Source organism: Peribacillus sp. Bi96 (assembly GCF_918698115.1).
Classification (GTDB): domain Bacteria; phylum Bacillota; class Bacilli; order Bacillales; family DSM-1321; genus Peribacillus.
On the sequence record NZ_CAKKLV010000004.1, the window covers coordinates 171408 to 190506 of the forward strand.

Here is a 19099-nt window from a genome sequence, read left to right on the forward strand (position 1 = left end):
TTGAGATGCTTCTTTTTGTTCACATAGATTCAGCTATTTCTTTTTCGAGCATCTTCCGGGCTTTCCATTTTTGTTGCCCCTTTATAATCCAATGATTGGTCCCTATCGGACTCCACCCGTTTACTTTGTTTCAGTTTCTTCTCTTGCCGATCTTTGCCCATGTTTACACCTCCTTTATAAAATAAAGTAGGAACAATTATTATGTATAAATATTGCAACACCACATTAAAAGCCGTGTCTAACGTTTATTCTTTGTAAAAACGAGCCATAATGTTTCCTAAAAGGGGGACACTGCATGGATGGAATTTTGTTTTATTGGATGTCATGGATAGTTTGGGTCATTGTCATGTTTTTTATTCCAAAAACGGTTCCCTTTCGTTTTGATTTTCTTTTTCATCTATTAGCCGTAATGGTATTGGCGGGGTATAAATTGGAGGTATCCTTACTTTCGGTGCAATTGAGCGGTCTATATCTATTGTTGATATTGTGTGTGTATATTAGGAAGCTATCGATCATCAAGCTGATGGAGCTGTTTTGCGGCAGCCTAATAATCACACTCGCTTATGCCAGCTTTCAACTGTTTTCTTTGCTTGATCCGATATGGCTTATTATGAAACCTTCTTATCTTATGTGTATCTTTCTGAATTATCTTATCCTATTACTTTTTAAAAATTGGAAACATCGATTGTTTGTGCTTTTAATTGGTTTGATAATGGGTGATATCATATATTCAGGTTTGCTTGTTTATCACTCATTGCCTTATGCTGCCCTTACATACGCATGGCATGATGATGCAGTGCTGATATTGGGCTCAAATATATTGTGGAGAATATTAGAGCTTGTCGGCCAATACATATATTTATCATCTCAATCTAGGGTGATATCAAAACAAAGAAAAGAGAACTTTAATCAATGAGGTGAACTGTGAAAGGAAGGAAAATAGGTTTGAGGTGTTGACTGCTTTACCAAGAATGCTGCGGTCTAAAATGGAATCAATTGGAATGGGAAGGCTTTTATGCATACAATCATTGTTGATTGTCGAGAAATTTGTTACTATAGGATAGTTAGAGGTCTGTAGATAAATCGTAAAATGCTCTAAACAATTAAAAAGGAAGCAGTATGCCTAACGCTTTCTTCATTTTTTTGGGCTATTATAATCACGTTTTAGCATGCTGAGGGTTCAGCTTCACGTCACCAAAAGGAACTGGGGAGTAAAGTGGACAAACTGCCTGTATTTACTTGATACGTTTAACTAAAACATCAGGGGGCTTCACTTGCTGATGGAAGTTTCCTATATATGATGATGGATACAGCCTTTTCCTTTAAATGGAAATAATGAAAATCAATAATGCAACGATAATAAATGCATTCATGGATTTCGTGACTTTGACAAAGATGATAGTAGCAGAAAGGGTGAATAGCAATGCCAAAACCGGTAATTGCGATAGTCGGTCGTCCGAACGTAGGAAAATCGACAATCTTTAATAGAATAGTGGGAGAACGGGTTTCGATTGTCGAAGACGTTCCTGGGGTAACACGTGACAGGATTTATAGTTCAGGTGAATGGTTGACACATGATTTTAACATAATTGATACAGGTGGAATTGATATCGGTGACGAACCATTCCTTGAACAAATTCGTCAGCAGGCTGAAATTGCCATCGACGAAGCTGATGTGATAATATTTATGACGAATGGCCGTGAAGGAGTAACGGCTGCTGATGAAGAGGTCGCTAAGATTCTCTTTAAATCTAGGAAGCCTGTCGTTCTTGCGGTTAATAAAGTCGATAACCCAGAAATGAGAGATCAAATTTATGATTTCTATGCGTTGGGTTTTGGCGATCCATTCCCGATCTCCGGATCTCACGGACTAGGTCTTGGTGACCTTCTGGATGAAGCAGCGAAACATTTCCCAAAATTCAGCGGTCAGGATTATGCTGATGATGTCATTAAATTCAGTTTGATTGGAAGACCGAACGTAGGTAAATCATCGCTGGTCAATGCATTGTTGGGAGAAGATCGTGTTATTGTAAGTGATATCGAAGGAACCACGCGCGATGCGATTGACTCTCCTTATAAATATAATGGTAAAGAGTATGTGATCATTGATACCGCTGGGATGCGGAAAAAAGGGAAAGTGTATGAAAGTACGGAAAAATATAGCGTACTACGTGCATTAAGGGCAATTGAACGTTCAGACGTTGTGCTTGTGGTCCTGAACGCTGAAGAAGGAATTCGTGAGCAGGATAAAAAAATTGCCGGATATGCCCATGAAGCGGGTAGGGCGGTCATCATCGTTGTCAATAAGTGGGATGCCATCGAGAAAGATGAAAAAACCATGAAGGATTTTGAAGAAAAGATTCGTGCCCATTTCCTATTCTTGGATTATGCGCCAATCATTTATCTTTCTGCCTTAACTAAAAAACGGACACACACATTAATACCAGTCATCGATCAGGCTAGTGAGAATCATGCTATCCGTGTTCAGACAAATGTATTGAATGAAGTGGTCATGGATGCCGTGGCGATGAATCCGACTCCGACTCATAATGGTAATCGATTAAAAATTTATTATACGACCCAGGTAGCAATCAAGCCGCCTACTTTCGTTGTATTCGTCAATGATCCGGAGTTATTGCATTTCTCATACGAGAGATTTTTAGAAAATAGAATCAGGGATGCCTTTGGTTTTGAAGGAACACCAATACGAATTTTTGGACGCCAAAGAAAATAGTAAAGGCGGGTTATAGAATGGTGAAAGCAAAAGAGAGTATCGCAGTCATTGGTGCAGGGAGCTGGGGAACTGCTTTAGCAATGGTAATAGCAGATAACCAGCATGAAGTGAGATTATGGGGACATAATCCGAAACAAATTGATGAAATAAATCAAAATCATACGAATGAAAAATACTTGCCTGGAATTGAATTGCCTTTGGGAATTAAAGGGTATTCTTCCATTAAGGAAGCATTGGTGGGGATTGAAACAATAATCTTGGCTGTCCCGACTAAAGCCTACCGGGAAGTGCTTGGACAGATTAAAGCGGCTCATGATAAACCATTGACAATCGTTCATGTGAGTAAGGGAATTGAACCAGATTCACTGCTTCGTATTTCTGAAATGATTGAAGAAGTTTCTTCGACTGATTGGCTTAAAGATATAGTTGTTCTTTCAGGACCAAGCCATGCAGAAGAAGTCAGTTTACGTCATCCAACTACAGTTGCCGTTTCTTCAAAAAATATGCAAGCGGCTGAAAAGGTTCAGGACATCTTTATCAACAATAGTTTCCGTGTGTATACAAATCCCGATTTGGTTGGTGTTGAAATCGGGGGTGCTTTAAAGAATATCATTGCCTTGGCTGCCGGTATTACCGATGGGTTAGGCTATGGCGATAATGCCAAGGCTGCTTTAATGACTCGAGGATTGGCTGAAATCTCACGCCTGGGAGTGGCCATGGGGGCTAACCCTCTTACTTTTTCAGGATTAGCTGGGATTGGTGACTTAATCGTCACTTGTACAAGCGTTCATTCCCGAAATTGGAGAGCTGGGAATATGCTTGGTAAAGGGCAAAAACTAGAAGAAGTATTGGAAAACATGGGTATGGTGGTTGAAGGAGTCAGAACGACTAAAGCGGCTTATCAACTAGCTCAAAAGTATGAAGTGAATATGCCGATTACTGAGGTCCTTTACAACGTCTTATTCAATGGGGAAGAAGTGAAAGAGGCAGTTGACCTGTTGATGACCCGATCGAAAACGAATGAAATGGAAGAACTTTTTAACATATTGGATAGCAGACAGCAGGATTAATCTCGAATTAGTTGATTTTATAAAAGAATTTCATTAAATTAGGCATTCGATGATGCACCTTGCCATGTCTCAGCATACAATGCAACGAAAGTAAACTAGTAATTTGACCTCGGCACGGGGGATTTAGTCAAATGAGCAGAAGATATCTTGATATCTTCTGCTTTTTTTTATGGGCAAAAATCATCTTGATCACTTTAAGCTGGCTTTTAAGAATTATGAATATTTGAATAGATTATTCAAGTTTGCATGGATCATTCGGCTATATTCCTTATTTTTTGTTATATTTCGACTATTTTTTTTGGTATGAAAATTGCGGAGTGTATTGTATCCAAAAATAAAAAAGGAAAGGCCTAAAAAGTTGGTCCACTTATAATCGGCTAAATTGAAAGGGGAATGATACATGCAAACAGGTCAGCTGAAAAGATCTTTAAACTTATGGCAAATCGTGTTACTTGGTGTTGGATATATGACGCCGATGGTTGTTTTTGATACATTCGGGATTGTTTCCGAAAAAACAGGGGGACATGTACCAACAGCTTATGTCATTGCTCTAATGGCGATGCTGTTTACGGCTGCAAGCTATGGGAAAATGGTGAAAATTTATCCCCAGGCAGGTTCAGCCTATACGTACACACAAAAAACGATCAATCCACATTTAGGCTTCCTTGTCGGATGGTCATCGATGCTTGATTACTTATTTTTACCAATGGTTAACGCCGTTTTAACAAAAATATACTTAACGGCTCTTTTTCCAGAAGTATCACCGTGGATATGGGTGGTGGCATTTGTCCTGTTAATGACAGTCATTAACTTATTCAATGTTAATTTCGCTGCCAACTTTAATAGCTTTCTCGTTTTTTTTCAAATGCTGGTCATCGTTATTTTTGTCGCTCTTGTCGTTAAAGGGGTCATGGGTGGAGAAGGGACTGGAGAGGTCTTGTCGGTTCAGCCATTCATCAGTCCTCATATGGAAATGTCGACGCTCATAGCGGGTGCTACAATCCTCTGTTTTTCTTTCTTGGGGTTTGACGCAGTCACTACATTATCGGAAGAAACACCGAATCCATCCAAAACGGTTCCGCGGGCCATCTTTTTAACTGCCCTTATCGGAGGGGTTCTATTTGTGACGGCAGCATTCTTTACACAATTATTTTTCCCGGATGTTTCCCGTTTTAGCCATCCTGAAGGGGCTTCTCCCGAAATTGCCCTTTTTGTGGGCGGGAAGTTATTTCAGGCCTTCTTTCTTGCAGGAACTTTATGTGGTACCCTTGCCTCCGGTCTTGCATCCCATGCTAGTGTTTCTAGGTTGCTATATGTCATGGGGCGTGATCAAATGATTCCGAAAAAACTGTTTGGCTTTGTTCACCCTAAATACAACACGCCGTTTTTTAATGTCATCTTTGTCGGGATTATATCAATGGTTGCTTTATTCCTTGACTTGGTTACGGCTGCTTCTCTCATAAATTTTGGGGCGTTGATAGCTTTTACTTTCGTGAATGTTTGCGTAATTGTCCATACAATAAGGAACAAAAGCTACCAAACGGTTAAAGGATTTCTTGTAAATATTTTGTCCCCGGTTATTGGAGGGGCATCCGTATTCATTCTTTGGCTTAATCTCGAAATGAGTTCATTAATTCTAGGAGTTGTCTGGGCAGCAATCGGAATTGGATATCTTCTATATCGGACGAAATGGTTTACGGAATCCCCACCACTATTCCATTTTGAAGAAGCTCAGTAATTCACTCAAAGGTTGTTATATGGCTGATAAGAAAATGAAGAGGGCGTTGACGCTCATGCCCGTTGTTCTATTTGTTTTTTTGTTCATGACGTTGGCTACGGTGTTCAGCAAGTATGTAATCGCTGCAGAAATGTCACATGGAATGGTTTCGGGAGCTTACTTACTGGCTTTAATGGTGATGCTCTTCCCTGCATCCAGTTATGGGCAAATGGTAAAGGTCATTCCATCGGCAGGCTCCGCATATGCATACACGCAAAAGTCGATTAATCCATATGCCGGTTTTTTGGTAGGGTGGTCGATACTACTGGATTATTTATTCATTCCAATGGTCAATTACTTGTAGTTCAGCATTTTCTTTGCAGCAGCTTTTCCTTCCGTACCGGTTTATGCGTGGGTGCTTAGTTTAACAATTATCAATATGCTTGGGGTGAAAATGGCTACGAAAGCGAATGCTGTCCCACCTTGCTTTTCATAGTCATATTCATTGCCTTATCTATCCGTGAGATTTCTGATGGGAAAGGAACGGGAGCTCTTTTGAGCTTTCAGTCTTTCTATAATCTAAACGAGTCGATTTCGCTGCAGGAACGGGGCTTCAATGTTTCTCGTTCTTGGGCTTTGATTCGGCAACGAGGTTTGCCAAAGAACCGGTTAATCCTGTAAAAACCATTCCCCGTGCAGTTGATATCATCATGTTTACAGGTGGCATTTTGTTTATAGCTGTATCATACTCTACGCATAATGTTTGGCCATCATACGAAACATTCAGTAATCCTGATGCGGCAGCCAATGAAATAATCGCATCCTTTGGTGGAAAGACCTTCGTTACTTTCTTCTTGGTGGTTTTATGGGTTTACGGCCTTTGGTTCAGCGTATAGTGTTTTCAGGGAACATGAAATGGGTACGATTGAAAGTGGGAAATTAGCTGACATCATCGTTCTTGATAAAAACTTGTTTACAATTCCTGCTGATCAAATCCTTCAAGCGCGTGTTGAATTAACCTTTATGGATGGACAGCAGGTATGGTGCCGTAATGGTACTGTGGAGGTAACCTATCAGTATAGCGAGGGCGAGGTTCTAAAGACCAGCCTCCCATCTAAGGAAGTGGGTTTAAGCAGGGAATTAAATATGTAAAGGTGAACGTCCTTTTGTAATGAAAAACAATCAATTATAAGATTTTATTCTTGTCAAAAGGGTCCATTAGAGGACCTTTTTATTTTGGTTCAAATATAGGTAAATATTGGTTGCCGGTTAGGATTAAGAGTGGCATGTTATTTTTTATCTCGCAATTTGGAATTGTGTTAAAATATAGGCTAGGTTACAAAAGGAGAGTGAAATTGTGTTATCCATTCCGGATGATAAAATTAGACCATTCATAACTATCATAATTGATCAGCCAACATTTTCAGAGCAGAAAATTCATGAGATAAAGGAACCCTTCTTCTTTCTTGTGAAAGAAAATCAAGTGTTTGCCTATATCCGCGTGGATGATCTCCCGTTAAATGAAAGAATAACAACAGTTGATCAGCTTTTACAGTATGCCTGCTCGATTGATAATGTCTGTAAATTGCCTCCGAACATTTCCATGCCACTCCTGTTTCAAATTATCGGCGAACCTATCGTACTGATAAAAACAGATGAAGGCCAGTTTACCGGCTATGTAAAAAGGGAAGATGTGTTAGCTGAATTATTCAAACAGGACAGCAAACAAAATATAGACCTGCTAAATGTCATTTTAACTTCCATTCCCATGGGGATTTTTGTGGCTGATAAAGAAAAAAATATTGTGAACTTCAATGAATCAGGATTGAAAATGATAAAGAAGCCTTCAGAACAGGTCCTAAATGAACCTGCCGCGACCATCTTCAATAAGCAGCATATACATAGCGTGTTTGCAAGCGGAGGCAGTATCCTTAATCAGCTGGAAATTACTGATATCATGAGTGTGCTAGTCGATTATAGCCCGATTCTAAACCACGCAAAAGAAGTGGAAGGCCTGATCATCATCGTTCAGGATTTACCGATGGTTGAGGAAATGGCCATGGAAATAGAATTGATAAAAAGTTCAAATAAAGACTTGAATGCCATCTTAGCGAATATCTATGATGAAATTCTGGTCGTTAATCAAAAGGGTGAGCTGTTGCGCTATAGTGACAGGATCATTTCCGGATTCTGGGGAAAAGATCTAAAAGATTATATCGGAAAGAATCTCTTGCAATTAGAAGATGAAGGGATTTTTAATTCTTCGGTCACCCGATTAGTCCTTGAACAAAAAAAGAAAGTATCGATTGTCCAAGATACGAAAATGAACAAGAAAGTCCTTTCCGTCGGAACCCCAGTATTCAATGAAAAAGGGGATATTGAGCGAATTGTCATTGCATCAAGGGATATAACGGAAACGACACAGTTGAAATCGGAATTAAATGAAATGAGGAAAGAACTTGATTCGTTCAAAAAACAAGATCAATTTTACAAAGAGTTGATTTTTGCCAGTCCTAAAATGGAGCAGATAATTAGCCAAGTCAAGAAAATTGCGCATTTTTCATCTACCGTGTTAATCAACGGGGAGTCGGGAGTAGGTAAAGAAGTGATAGCCGAAGCCATTCATAAAATGGGTAGGCGATCCAAGCAACCTTTCCTGAAGATAAATTGCGGGGCAATCCCGGAAAACCTCCTCGAAAGTGAATTGTTTGGATATACGAAGGGTTCATTTACCGGAGCAGATAAAAATGGGAAAATAGGGTATTTTCAACAGGCGAATAAAGGTGTTTTATTCCTTGATGAAGTGGGTGATATGCCTATTCATCTGCAAGTGAAGTTGCTCCGTGTCCTTCAGGAACAGGAAGTGATTCCAATAGGTAGTACTACACCAATACCCATTGATGTTCAAATTGTCGCTGCCACGAATAAGAGACTGGAAAAAATGGTCGAGAGGGGGACGTTTAGAGAAGATTTGTTCTATCGTTTGAACGTCATTCCTATACACGTACCCCCTTTAAGGGAAAGGCCGGAGGATATACCGCCCCTTGCTTTTCATTTTCTGCAAAAACTGAATGAACGGTATCAGCGGAATTACCACTTTTCACCTGATGCCTTGACTATACTGGAAGTCTACACATGGCCGGGAAACATTCGTGAATTGCAGAACATGATTGAAAGATTGGTTGTTTCAGCAGATGAAGAGACGATAGATGCTGACTTCATTCAAAGGTTCATTCCGGTCAGCAATGACTTTAAACACACGAAACCAATCATTACGAGAATCCTTCCTCTTCAGGAAGCGCAGGATCATGTCGAGGAGCAATTGATCATGCTTGCCATGAAACAATATAAAACTACGACCAAAGCGGCAAAGGCACTGGGGATAAGCCAATCGTCCGTTAGCAGGAAGTATCAAAAAGTCTTAGCGGAACAGAGCAAGAGAATCGAAAAAAATGCATTTTGATTGAAAGCTGTTGACAAGTGATGATATTCACTTGTACAACGGCTTTTTTTTATGAGGGAATTGGGAAGTAGGGTCATGACATTTCAAGGTGAAGTATGCAAATGAAACTAAAGCTATTCAAATCTGCATAGTTATAGGGGGTTTTATTAAAAAGGAATGCGATTTTATTGGTTAATTATCTTGGCATGGTTCTTGCTAGATATATAAGTATAAGAAAAAAGGGAGGTAAGCATTAAAGTTTAATCTAAAGCAATCTTAATTAACCATCCACTAAAGTTATATAAAAAGGGAGAGTATAAAATGTCAATTAACGTAGAAAGTAAATCTCAAGCAAACCAATCAGAAACCCAAGATTATATTAAAAAAGTGCTTCAATTAATCGAACAAAAAGAAATTTCAAAAGAAGATGCCCAATGGGTAACGAAAGAAACGGTCGAGAATTTCCGTAACCATGTAAACCCAGGGTTTTTGGAATATCGGAAGACGGTCACTAAAGACACACAATTTGCTGCGGTGGAGTGGTCTGATCAAGGTTCCTGTTTTACGGACGTTAATGGAAAAAAATATATTGATTGTTTAGGTGGATTTGGTATTTATAATGTTGGCCATCGTAACCCTAAAGTAGTAAAGGCAGTAACCGATCAATTGCAAAGACAAGCTCTTCATAGCCAGGATTTACTTGATCCATTGCGGGCCATGCTTGCAAAAATCCTAGCCGATATCACGCCGGGAGATTTAAAATACTCATTCTTTACGAACAGCGGTACGGAGAGCGTGGAGGCTGCGCTTAAGCTGGCTAAAATGTACAGTGACAAATACACGATTATTTCCACGACAAAATCATTCCATGGTAAAAGTCTTGGTTCCCTATCGGCAACTGCAAAGGGCATGTTCAGAAAACCGTTCATTCCACTGGTGCCAGGTGTGCGTCATGTACCTTTCGGTGATTTGGATATGATGAGAAAAACGTTTGAAAGTTGTGCGTTGGTCGGTGAAGATGTTGCTGCTGTGCTGTTGGAGCCAATCCAAGGTGAAGGTGGGGTCATCCTCCCTCCGCAAGATTATTTAAAGCAGGTTCGAGCACTATGTGACGAATATGATGCGTTATTGATATTGGATGAGGTTCAAACAGGAATGGGACGTACAGGTAAAATGTTCGCATCCCAGTTATATGACGTTGTTCCGGACATTATTTGTTTAGCGAAAGCATTTGGCGGCGGAGTAATGCCTGCAGGGGCTGTTGTAGCCAACGAGAAAGTGTTTAAAAGCTGGTTCGACAATCCATTCATGCACACTACTACGTTTGGAGGAAATCCACTCGCTTGTGCTGCAGCCATTGCTACGATAGATGTACTTTTGGAAGAAAAATTACCGGAGCGTGCTGCAGAAGTGGGTGAATACTTCTTAAATGGGTTAAGGGAAGTAGCTGCTGAGCACAAAGATAAAGTTTTGGAGATTCGCGGCCAAGGATTGATGATTGGTATTGAGTTCCATAAGGACGAAGTGGGTTATGAATTTTCAAAAGCCCTCTTTGATAAAGGCATCTTGGTGGCAGGTACGCTTATAAATTCGAAAACAATCAGGATTGAGCCGTCATTGACTATTCATTTGGATGAAGTCGATGAAGTGATTAAAGCGTTTAAAGAGGTCCTGCCGACGCTTCAATCTTAATTCAAATAAGCAGAAAATCAGTCTTTGGAATGTTTCAGACTGTAGATAAACTCGGTGAAAATCGTGTTTGTCTACAGTTTTTTTAAGTTTTAGAAAGTTTGACCGTTGCCTCCAGGCACTCGCTTTCCGCGGTCGGTCTGCCCTCGGCGCCTTTGTGCCTGCAGGGTCTCCCTTGGACGCGTATTCCCGCAGGAGTCTCGTACCTTTAGTTCCAATCAACTTTGTTTTAACAGGCAGATAGAACTTCTCTACGCTCGTTTTTTTTATTGAAGTGGATGATGAGGAATGAATATCAATCAAATGGCCAGTAGCATAGTCCTGAACATGATGCATATCAGATGAATGCGGATTTGGATTTTTTTACATGAAAATCAGTCGTGCAGAAGAGAATTACACAGTATGGACAATGATTTAATTCCATTAACGTAATTTGGTATGTTATAATAATTTCTGGAAAAAGGAGTGATAAAGATATGACACCTGCTCTGCAAAAAATGTGGATATCCTTTATAGCTATGGGCTTTATGGTTATCTCTATATTTCTTATCTACTTAAGCCGATATAAGTTAAAAGGTTTTTGGAGAGTCTTGACAGCAATTATCGCATACATACTAATGATTCTAGCCGGCTTGATCATCCTTATCGTTGTTCTTAGCGGGCCAACCACTTGATAGGTGAGGAGAAATGATGAAAACTTTTTTCAAAATATTATGTTTATTATGCATCTCTGTGTCTCTATCTGGCTGTTTATATCCAGAGAAGCAAAAAATGCAAAACCAGCTGCCTTATAAAGAACAAATACAATCCGTCCAAAGTGCAGTAAATCAATTTCAGAAAGATGAAGGTGGCATTCTGCCCATCGTTACGAAAGATGCAGAGACACCCATTTATCAAAAATATGTCATTAAATTTTCTAAGATTTCCCCAAGGTATATGGCTGAACCGCCGGATAATGCCTATGAATCAGGAGGCGTTTTTCAATATATCCTAGTAAATGTTGAAAATGATCCGACTGTAAAGTTGTTGGATGTCAGGATGGCACAAAAAATACAGGATGTTTCGTTGAGATTGACTGCTTATCAACAAAGCAACGGATATCCGCCTTTTAAGGAAAAGTTATCCGATAATGTCTTTACACTTGATTATGAAAAAATGGGCCTGAAGGAAGCTCCTACTGTCACAAGTCCATTTTCACAAAGAGCCTTATATCTTGTAGTCGATGGACAAGGTAGTATTTTTGCCGATTATACCCCGGATTTAATTGAGGCGTTAAAGAAGCATGATGGAGAAAAAATTAAGCCAGGTGAAGATATCCGGGAGCTACTTGTACAGAGTTCGGAGTTCGTGCCTGCCTATTCACTCCCATATACGATTGATGAAAAAACAAATAATCCAATATTTCTTACAAAATAGGCATAACCCTTCTTCTACAAAATATATTGTAGGGGAAGGGTTATTTCTTTATCTTTATTTCATCTTACTTTTAAAATAACAACCCTTATATAAAATTACTGGTGGAGGAAGGGATTGAACCAGGGAAATAATTGGAATAAATTTTTAGGACAACATCATAGATATATAGTGTCCTAAATAAAAGCAAATGGATAAACGAAATCCCAAAACTCTAATTCGGGAGGGGATACCTTGGAAAAGGTAGATATTTTTAAAGATATAGCAGAACGGACCGGCGGCGATATATATTTGGGGGTGGTCGGTGCCGTCAGGACTGGGAAATCCACATTTATTAAAAAATTCATGGAGTTAGTCGTTATTCCGAATATCCCGTCAGAGGCTGACCGTGCAAGGGCACAAGATGAATTGCCTCAAAGTGCAGCTGGAAAAACCATCATGACGACAGAGCCTAAATTCGTACCTAATCAGGCAGCATCGATTCAGGTAGCTGAAGGGCTCGAAGTGAACATTCGTTTAGTCGATTGTGTCGGTTATACAATACCTGGGGCTAAAGGGTATGAAGATGAAAATGGTCCCCGCATGATTCATACACCTTGGTATGAGGAGCCGATTCCGTTCAATGAAGCAGCAGAAATAGGTACACGCAAAGTAATTCAGGATCATTCCACATTAGGTGTTGTCGTTACGACTGATGGATCCATAGGAGAAATTCCACGCAGTGATTATTTAGAGGCCGAGGAAAGGGTTGTTGAAGAATTGAAGGAGGTTGGCAAGCCATTTATCATGATTGTCAATTCCGTTCAGCCTCACCATCCAAATACGATAGCCTTAAAGGAGTCCTTGCAAGAAAAGTATGATATCCCTGTCTTGGCCATGAGTGTTGAAGGAATGAGGGAATCGGATGTTTATAGCGTCCTGCGTGAGGCCTTGTATGAATTTCCTGTACTTGAAGTCAATGTAAATCTCCCGAGCTGGGTAATGGTTCTGCGTGAGGATCATTGGTTAAGGGAGAGTTACCAGGAAGCGGTTAAAGAGACTGTAAAGGACATTAAACGTCTGAGGGACGTAGATCGTGTAGTCGGTCATTTCAATGAATTCGAGTTCATTGACCGTGCCGCACTTGCAGGTATTGAGATGGGGCAGGGTGTAGCGGAAATCGACCTTTATGCACCTGATGAACTCTATGATGAAATCCTGAAGGAAATTGTCGGTGTGGAGATACGGGGCAAGGATCATCTATTATCATTGATGCAGGACTTTGCGTATGCCAAAGCTGAGTATGATCAGGTGGCCGACGCATTGAGAATGGTCAAACAAACAGGATATGGTGTCGCAGCCCCTTCCCTTAATGATATGAGTCTTGATGAACCTGAAATTATCCGACAAGGCGCCAGGTTCGGTGTCAGGCTAAAAGCGGTAGCGCCTTCCATCCATATGATCAAGGTCGATGTCGAATCTGAATTCTCACCGATCATTGGGACGGAAAAGCAAAGTGAAGAATTGGTCCGGTATCTGATGCAGGATTTTGAAGATAATCCACTTTCCATTTGGAACTCTGATATTTTTGGCAGAAGTCTTAGTTCATATGTAAGGGAAGGCATACAGGTGAAATTAGCGATGATGCCAGACAATGCACGTTACAAATTGAAAGAGACACTGGAGAGAATTATTAATGAGGGCAGTGGGGGATTGATTGCCATTATCTTATAAAACGTTAAAAAGCTGGACCAATTCCATTATGGATTGGTCTTTTTGCATGCAAATTCCGTATGAATCCAAGTAAAAGTATCCCTTGGGAGGTCCACATTTTGAAAAAAACGGTTGTTTTTTAGGAAAATCTTGAAAAAACCCTGTGGTTAAGCGATATTCAGTGATATAAGAAGTTTAAATTCTATAAAAAAGGGAAATGATGATTAGCGAAAGACAAAATTTATAATATATACAATTATTAATGAAAAGATTCCCATTATTTTTTGAATTCCCTTGCTAAGCTTATAGGATTTGTGATAATCTACATACAGAAAACGCGTTATAACAGCGATTTCAACCTGTTTTTAAATTTCTGGATGTATTATTTGGAAATTTATCCGGCTTAGTAATTTCCGATTTTTAAGGAATGAAAATTTTAAGACCGAAACCAATATCAAATCACTATTATAGTGTTGTAATAATGATTTTTTATAAAGAATCCTTTTGGGAGGAGGTGAATGGCATGAACAAAACAGAATTGATTAATGAAGTTGTTACAGCAACTGAAATTTCTAAGAAAGACGCTACAAAAGCTGTTGATGCTGTTTTTGATACAATTTTAGAAGCTCTAAAAAACGGTGATAAAGTCCAATTGATTGGTTTTGGTAACTTTGAAGTTCGTGAACGTGCGGCTCGTAAAGGTCGTAACCCACAAACTGGTGACGAAATCGAAATTGCAGCTAGCAAAGTGCCAGCTTTCAAACCTGGTAAAGCACTGAAAGATGCAGTGAAGTAATTCTACCATTACATACGGGTGCTTAACCGAAAAGGGCCGCGTGCAAACGCGGCCCTTTTTTTGCTTCTTAATTTCTATCTGTGATAATATAAAAGACAGTGAATATTTTAGTGAAGGTGTAAATGGTAATTGCACCATAAGGAATTAACCATTACGAAAAAAGCGATTCCGATGAAGCTGCGTTTCTAGGGCACGTATTGCGGTGGTAATGGGTTGCTTTAACAATAGGAAATATGGATATCGGGGTGTAATGCCTTGAGTTTTTTTCTAAATACATATTATGTTTGAATTTTTAGGAGGTACGTATAAATGGCTAATGTAGATCATGCCAAATTAGAGGAAGCGGTTAAAATGCTTCTTGAGGCTGTAGGAGAAGATCCAACGAGGGAAGGACTGCTTGATACTCCTGCCCGTGTAGCTAGAATGTATGAAGAAATTTTTTCTGGACTGAACCAGGATCCAAAGGAATATTTCGATACTGTATTTGGAGAAGACCATGAAGAACTCGTACTAGTAAAAGATATCCCGTTTTACTCAGTCTGTGAACATCATTTAGTCCCTTTTTACGGAAAAGCGCATGTAGCATATATTCCGAAAAACGGAAAAGTAACGGGCCTAAGCAAGTTGGCACGTGCGGTTGAGGCCGTATCAAAACGTCCGCAGCTTCAAGAACGTATCACTTCTACGGTGGCTGACTCCATTATGGAAAAGCTTGAACCTCATGGTGTAATGGTGGTAGTGGAGGCTGAACATATGTGCATGACGATGCGAGGTGTCAAAAAACCGGGATCTAAAACAGTTACCTCAGCTGTAAGGGGAACGTTCGCAAAAGATCATCGTACAAGAGCTGAAGTGCTGGCTTTCATTAAAGACTAAGGGTATGGGGGCAGGAAAAAAATGAATGAAAAAAAGATTCTGAATGATTTTGTCGTAATCAAAGCCATTGAGGATAGTGTGAATGTCATTGGATTAACAAGAGGAACGGATACAAAGTTTCACCACTCCGAAAAACTTGACTCAGGAGAAGTGATGATCGCACAATTCACAGAGCATACATCGGCGATTAAAATCAGGGGACAGGCAAAAATTTACACGCCTTTCGGTGAGATAGAAAGCGATTCGAAAAGGAATCCCTCCGACAAATAGTGGCTTTTTCAATAATTTAAGTTTTAAATCAATCATCTGATATCGCGTTTAACAAGCTGTACATTTCCCGCATCCATTTTTTTGAAGAAACAAAAGACGATGGTTTCCATATTTTTGGGAGTTTCATTTTATAAACGTTGTCCATTTCATCTGATTGTTTTTATGGTATAATAATGTGTATTTTACACAGACAGAAACCAATATGTATGAAAAAAATTATCTTTCGGGGATGCAAGGGTGATCTCAATTGTTAAACATAACGGACGACATAAGGCAATTAAAACGATTAATCGAAACGAAAGCTCAACATCCATATTTACTGAAGTTTATACAAAAACCAAGCTTAGACGAAGATAAACTGATATTGCTTTGGGGATTGTTTAACGATTTGGACGTTTTAAGCGAAAAACGGAATCAATACATCATTTCAACCATGTTAGTGCAAATAGCTCTGGATACCCATGAAACCGTATCGAATTCTGGTGAAGGTATCGAGTTACCAGAGGTATTGAAAAATCGCCAATTACAAGTGCTTGCTGGTGATTACTATAGCGGCTTATACTATCAAGTGCTTGCCAGTGTGGGCAACGTTGAGATGATCCGTGTACTCTCAAGCGCCATAAAACAAATAAATGATAATAAAATCATTCTATATCAGCAAGGGTCCATAAAGGATGTACCAACGCTTTTAATGACGATAAAAGCGATTGAGGCCTCGCTGATTCTTAAACTGGCGGATTACTATGATCAGCCCGCCTGGAGAGACATCTCGGAAGATTTGCTGCTTTTAAACCGGTTACATGCAGAGAAGAGGAGTTATCTGAGGTCGGGCCAATCGATATTTTTTGATGTCCTAAGGGAAATGACTTTTAATGCTTCGAATGGTGAGGGAGTTCTCACCTCGGAAAAAGAAGATCGGGTACGGGCCCAATTCGATAAGTGTCTGATGGATGCCAGGCAATCCGTACAGAACTCCATGCGAAAATTGGTAAAAATGGATGATGATCTTCTGGAAAGAGTGAACATCATCTTGGAACAAACAGAGAATATAGCAAATTCATATGTGAAAGAAGGGTGAATCATGGAGCAGTCTAAAGAGCAAAAAGTTCATCATGTCTTTGAAAAGATCTACGGTAATTATGACAAGATGAATTCTCTCATCAGCTTTAAACAGCATCTTAAATGGCGTAAGGCTACAATGGCCATCATGAATGTCCCAAAAGGCGCCCATGCACTTGATGTATGCTGTGGAACAGCGGACTGGACCATTGCCCTTGCTAATGAAGTAGGACCAAAAGGTCGTGTAGTGGGTCTGGATTTTAGTAAGAACATGCTGAAAATCGGCGAGCAAAAGGTGAATGAACTCAATTTAGATCAAGTTGCCCTAATGCATGGGAATGCAATGGAACTTCCTTTTGAGGATAATAGCTTTGATTATGTCACGATCGGTTTCGGGCTGAGGAATGTCCCTGATTACATGCAAGTGCTTAAAGAGTTAAACCGAGTCGCCAAGCCGGGTGGAATGGTCGTTTGCCTAGATACTTCACAACCGACGATGCTTGGCTTTAAACAGGGCTATTATTTTTATTTCCGCTTCATCATGCCCGTGTTCGGCAAATTATTCGCAAAAAGCTATAACGAATATTCATGGTTACAGGAATCGGCCCGCGATTTCCCTGGCATGAAAAAGCTTGAAAACATGTTCAAGCAGGCAGGAATGGAAAATGTCAGCTACAAGGCCCATTTTGGCGGTGTTGCAGCAACACATTTCGGGTACAAGCCTTCAAAATAAGCATAATAGCAATGGACAAAGCTGGGTGGAATGTATGAAATTTAAAATGATGTATTCATTTTTGAATGCAGATTTGCAATTAATAGAAAAAGAACTAGAAGCCGCAATTGAAGCGGATTCCACTGTTTTAAGGGAAGCATCCCTGCATTTACTGCAATCCGGTGGAAAGCGGATCCGTCCTGTATTCGTCCTATTAGGTGCGAAGTTTGGCGATTATGATATTCATATCGTAAAGCATGTTGCAGCGACATTGGAACTGATCCACACGGCTTCCCTCGTACATGATGATGTTGTAGATGATGCGGATTTACGCAGGGGATCTGCGACCATCAAATCCAAATGGGATAATCGTGTCGCCATGTATACAGGCGACTTCATTTTTGCACGTGCATTGGAAATGATGGCAGTGATCGAGTCTCCTCTTGCACATCAAATTCTAGCGGATACTATGGTTGAACTATGTCTTGGGGAAATTGAACAGATCAAAGATAAATACAATTTCGAACAAAATTGGCGGATATACTTTAGAAGGATCAAACGAAAAACGGCATTACTCATTGCTTCTAGCTGCCAGTTGGGGGCCATTTCAGCGGGGGTGGATGAGAAAATTCACCAAAAGCTATTTAAATTCGGATATTATGTCGGTATGTCTTATCAAATCACCGATGATATATTGGATTTTACAGCTTCCGAAGAAGAGCTTGGGAAACCAGCCGGAAGTGATTTGATTCAAGGAAATATCACGTTGCCCGTTTTGATTGCGATGGAAGATCCAAAGTTGAAAAAGCTTATTGAAACAGTTCGGGAAGATACGCCTAAGGACGAAATGAACCATATTATCAATGCGATAAAATCTTCGGGTGCCATTGAACAGGCAGCGAGGATCAGTGATATGTATTTAGAAAAGGCTTTTATTGAGTTGAAGGGTCTTCCTGCTATTAAAGCAAGAAAAACTTTATCCGATATCGCGAAAAATATCGGAAAAAGAAAGTTTTAATACTTGGAGTTGCGAAACTCATCAAACAATGGTAATATTCTAAAAGGATTGCCTTATATAGGCAAATAACAATGATACATAATAGGAGTGACAATTATGGAAAGAACATTTTTAATGGTAAAGCCTGACGGCGTTCAACGCAATTTAATCGGTGAAATCGTTTCCCGTTTTGAAAAGAAAGGCTTCCTTCTTGCAGGAGCAAAATTAATGGTCATCTCCCAGGAATTGGCTGAGCAACATTACGGCGAGCACAAAGAGCGTCCTTTCTTTGGCGAATTAGTGGACTTCATTACTTCAGGTCCTGTTTTCGCAATGGTTTGGGAAGGTGAAAATGTAATCGCTACTGCACGTCAAATGATGGGTGCAACTAACCCTAAAGATGCAGCAGCAGCAACAATTCGTGGCGACTTTGCCGTAACTGTTGGCAAAAACATCATTCACGGTTCTGATTCAGCTGAAAGCGCAGTGCGTGAAATCGGCTTATTCTTCAAAGAAGAAGAGCTTGTTGAGTATTCAAAACTTGTTAACGAGTGGGTTTATTAATCAATAGAAACACTTTTTAAGAAGCGGGCTTCATCGTCTTTATGCGATGGACCCGCTTTTTTTGTATG

20 protein-coding genes are annotated in these 19099 nt (G+C 39.9%); 19 read left to right on the forward strand and 1 reads right to left on the reverse strand.

The annotated features are described in order from the left end of the window. Positions 1-29: 29 nt before the first annotated feature. Entirely contained in the window at positions 30-161 is a 132-nt protein-coding gene (locus LQ203_RS07460) for a YpzI family protein (protein WP_230156951.1), read from the reverse strand. Between the two features lie 134 nt (positions 162-295). Here LQ203_RS07460 and LQ203_RS07465 point away from each other — a divergent pair, with 134 nt between their 5' ends. From LQ203_RS07465 to ndk, 19 genes are all read left to right on the forward strand, one after another. After that, complete coding sequence (locus LQ203_RS07465) at positions 296-916, forward strand: hypothetical protein (protein WP_230156952.1); 621 nt, start codon at positions 296-298, stop codon at positions 914-916. 507 nt (positions 917-1423) lie between these two features. Then, entirely contained in the window at positions 1424-2734 is a 1311-nt protein-coding gene (der, locus tag LQ203_RS07470) for a ribosome biogenesis GTPase Der (protein WP_230156953.1), read from the forward strand. A 17-nt stretch (positions 2735-2751) separates the two neighbouring features. Further along, positions 2752-3804: an NAD(P)H-dependent glycerol-3-phosphate dehydrogenase gene (locus LQ203_RS07475; protein ID WP_230156954.1), complete on the forward strand. Its 1053-nt coding sequence runs from the start codon at positions 2752-2754 to the stop codon at positions 3802-3804. Between the two features lie 400 nt (positions 3805-4204). Continuing rightward, a complete protein-coding gene (locus tag LQ203_RS07480; RefSeq protein ID WP_230156955.1) occupies positions 4205-5542 on the forward strand; it encodes an APC family permease in 1338 nt (445 codons plus the stop codon). A gap of 19 nt (positions 5543-5561) precedes the next feature. Continuing rightward, on the forward strand, positions 5562-5885 hold the full coding sequence (locus LQ203_RS07485) for a hypothetical protein (RefSeq protein WP_230156956.1): 324 nt from the start codon (positions 5562-5564) through the stop codon (positions 5883-5885). Between the two features lie 265 nt (positions 5886-6150). Further along, a complete protein-coding gene (locus LQ203_RS07490; protein WP_230156957.1) occupies positions 6151-6417 on the forward strand; it encodes a hypothetical protein in 267 nt (88 codons plus the stop codon). Between the two features lie 19 nt (positions 6418-6436). After that, positions 6437-6673: an amidohydrolase family protein gene (locus LQ203_RS07495; protein WP_230156958.1), complete on the forward strand. Its 237-nt coding sequence runs from the start codon at positions 6437-6439 to the stop codon at positions 6671-6673. Between the two features lie 205 nt (positions 6674-6878). Then, on the forward strand, positions 6879-8984 hold the full coding sequence (locus LQ203_RS07500) for a sigma 54-interacting transcriptional regulator (protein ID WP_230156959.1): 2106 nt from the start codon (positions 6879-6881) through the stop codon (positions 8982-8984). A 300-nt stretch (positions 8985-9284) separates the two neighbouring features. Beyond that, a complete protein-coding gene (locus LQ203_RS07505) occupies positions 9285-10655 on the forward strand; it encodes a putrescine aminotransferase (RefSeq protein WP_230156960.1) in 1371 nt (456 codons plus the stop codon). A 473-nt stretch (positions 10656-11128) separates the two neighbouring features. After that, positions 11129-11326: a DUF2768 domain-containing protein gene (locus tag LQ203_RS07510; RefSeq protein ID WP_048681698.1), complete on the forward strand. Its 198-nt coding sequence runs from the start codon at positions 11129-11131 to the stop codon at positions 11324-11326. A gap of 13 nt (positions 11327-11339) precedes the next feature. Beyond that, entirely contained in the window at positions 11340-12068 is a 729-nt protein-coding gene (locus tag LQ203_RS07515; protein ID WP_230156961.1) for a hypothetical protein, read from the forward strand. A 231-nt stretch (positions 12069-12299) separates the two neighbouring features. Next, entirely contained in the window at positions 12300-13778 is a 1479-nt protein-coding gene (gene spoIVA, locus LQ203_RS07520; RefSeq protein ID WP_230156962.1) for a stage IV sporulation protein A, read from the forward strand. 502 nt (positions 13779-14280) lie between these two features. Beyond that, a complete protein-coding gene (locus tag LQ203_RS07525; RefSeq protein ID WP_034308023.1) occupies positions 14281-14553 on the forward strand; it encodes an HU family DNA-binding protein in 273 nt (90 codons plus the stop codon). Between the two features lie 309 nt (positions 14554-14862). Beyond that, positions 14863-15429, forward strand: a complete 567-nt coding sequence (folE, locus tag LQ203_RS07530; protein ID WP_034308020.1) for a GTP cyclohydrolase I FolE — start codon at positions 14863-14865, stop codon at positions 15427-15429. 21 nt (positions 15430-15450) lie between these two features. Beyond that, the gene (gene mtrB, locus LQ203_RS07535) at positions 15451-15699 is read left to right on the forward strand and encodes a trp RNA-binding attenuation protein MtrB (RefSeq protein WP_230156963.1); all 249 of its coding nucleotides are present in this window, start codon (positions 15451-15453) and stop codon (positions 15697-15699) included. Positions 15700-15946: 247 nt separating this feature from the next. Further along, a complete protein-coding gene (locus LQ203_RS07540) occupies positions 15947-16777 on the forward strand; it encodes a heptaprenyl diphosphate synthase component 1 (protein WP_230156964.1) in 831 nt (276 codons plus the stop codon). Between the two features lie 3 nt (positions 16778-16780). Beyond that, positions 16781-17491 carry a demethylmenaquinone methyltransferase gene (locus LQ203_RS07545; protein ID WP_230156965.1) on the forward strand — a complete coding sequence of 237 codons (711 nt, stop codon included), beginning with the start codon at positions 16781-16783 and terminating at the stop codon, positions 17489-17491. A gap of 34 nt (positions 17492-17525) precedes the next feature. Beyond that, on the forward strand, positions 17526-18488 hold the full coding sequence (gene hepT, locus LQ203_RS07550) for a heptaprenyl diphosphate synthase component II (protein WP_230156966.1): 963 nt from the start codon (positions 17526-17528) through the stop codon (positions 18486-18488). A gap of 96 nt (positions 18489-18584) precedes the next feature. Beyond that, positions 18585-19031 (forward strand): nucleoside-diphosphate kinase, encoded by a 447-nt coding sequence (gene ndk / locus LQ203_RS07555; protein WP_034308008.1) that lies wholly within the window; start codon positions 18585-18587, stop codon positions 19029-19031. Positions 19032-19099 lie beyond the last annotated feature (68 nt).

What these genes read in the sequence shown, in the direction of transcription:
- LQ203_RS07460 (WP_230156951.1), bottom strand. Translation starts at nt 161, where the DNA reads ATGGGCAAAGATCGGCAAGAGAAGAAACTGAAACAAAGTAAACGGGTG.
- LQ203_RS07465 (WP_230156952.1), top strand. Translation starts at nt 296, where the DNA reads ATGGATGGAATTTTGTTTTATTGGATGTCATGGATAGTTTGGGTCATT.
- der (WP_230156953.1), top strand. Translation starts at nt 1,424, where the DNA reads ATGCCAAAACCGGTAATTGCGATAGTCGGTCGTCCGAACGTAGGAAAA.
- LQ203_RS07475 (WP_230156954.1), top strand. Translation starts at nt 2,752, where the DNA reads ATGGTGAAAGCAAAAGAGAGTATCGCAGTCATTGGTGCAGGGAGCTGG.
- LQ203_RS07480 (WP_230156955.1), top strand. Translation starts at nt 4,205, where the DNA reads ATGCAAACAGGTCAGCTGAAAAGATCTTTAAACTTATGGCAAATCGTG.
- LQ203_RS07485 (WP_230156956.1), top strand. Translation starts at nt 5,562, where the DNA reads ATGGCTGATAAGAAAATGAAGAGGGCGTTGACGCTCATGCCCGTTGTT.
- LQ203_RS07495 (WP_230156958.1), top strand. Translation starts at nt 6,437, where the DNA reads ATGGGTACGATTGAAAGTGGGAAATTAGCTGACATCATCGTTCTTGAT.
- LQ203_RS07505 (WP_230156960.1), top strand. Translation starts at nt 9,285, where the DNA reads ATGTCAATTAACGTAGAAAGTAAATCTCAAGCAAACCAATCAGAAACC.
- LQ203_RS07510 (WP_048681698.1), top strand. Translation starts at nt 11,129, where the DNA reads ATGACACCTGCTCTGCAAAAAATGTGGATATCCTTTATAGCTATGGGC.
- LQ203_RS07515 (WP_230156961.1), top strand. Translation starts at nt 11,340, where the DNA reads ATGATGAAAACTTTTTTCAAAATATTATGTTTATTATGCATCTCTGTG.
- LQ203_RS07525 (WP_034308023.1), top strand. Translation starts at nt 14,281, where the DNA reads ATGAACAAAACAGAATTGATTAATGAAGTTGTTACAGCAACTGAAATT.
- folE (WP_034308020.1), top strand. Translation starts at nt 14,863, where the DNA reads ATGGCTAATGTAGATCATGCCAAATTAGAGGAAGCGGTTAAAATGCTT.
- mtrB (WP_230156963.1), top strand. Translation starts at nt 15,451, where the DNA reads ATGAATGAAAAAAAGATTCTGAATGATTTTGTCGTAATCAAAGCCATT.
- LQ203_RS07545 (WP_230156965.1), top strand. Translation starts at nt 16,781, where the DNA reads ATGGAGCAGTCTAAAGAGCAAAAAGTTCATCATGTCTTTGAAAAGATC.
- hepT (WP_230156966.1), top strand. Translation starts at nt 17,526, where the DNA reads ATGAAATTTAAAATGATGTATTCATTTTTGAATGCAGATTTGCAATTA.
- ndk (WP_034308008.1), top strand. Translation starts at nt 18,585, where the DNA reads ATGGAAAGAACATTTTTAATGGTAAAGCCTGACGGCGTTCAACGCAAT.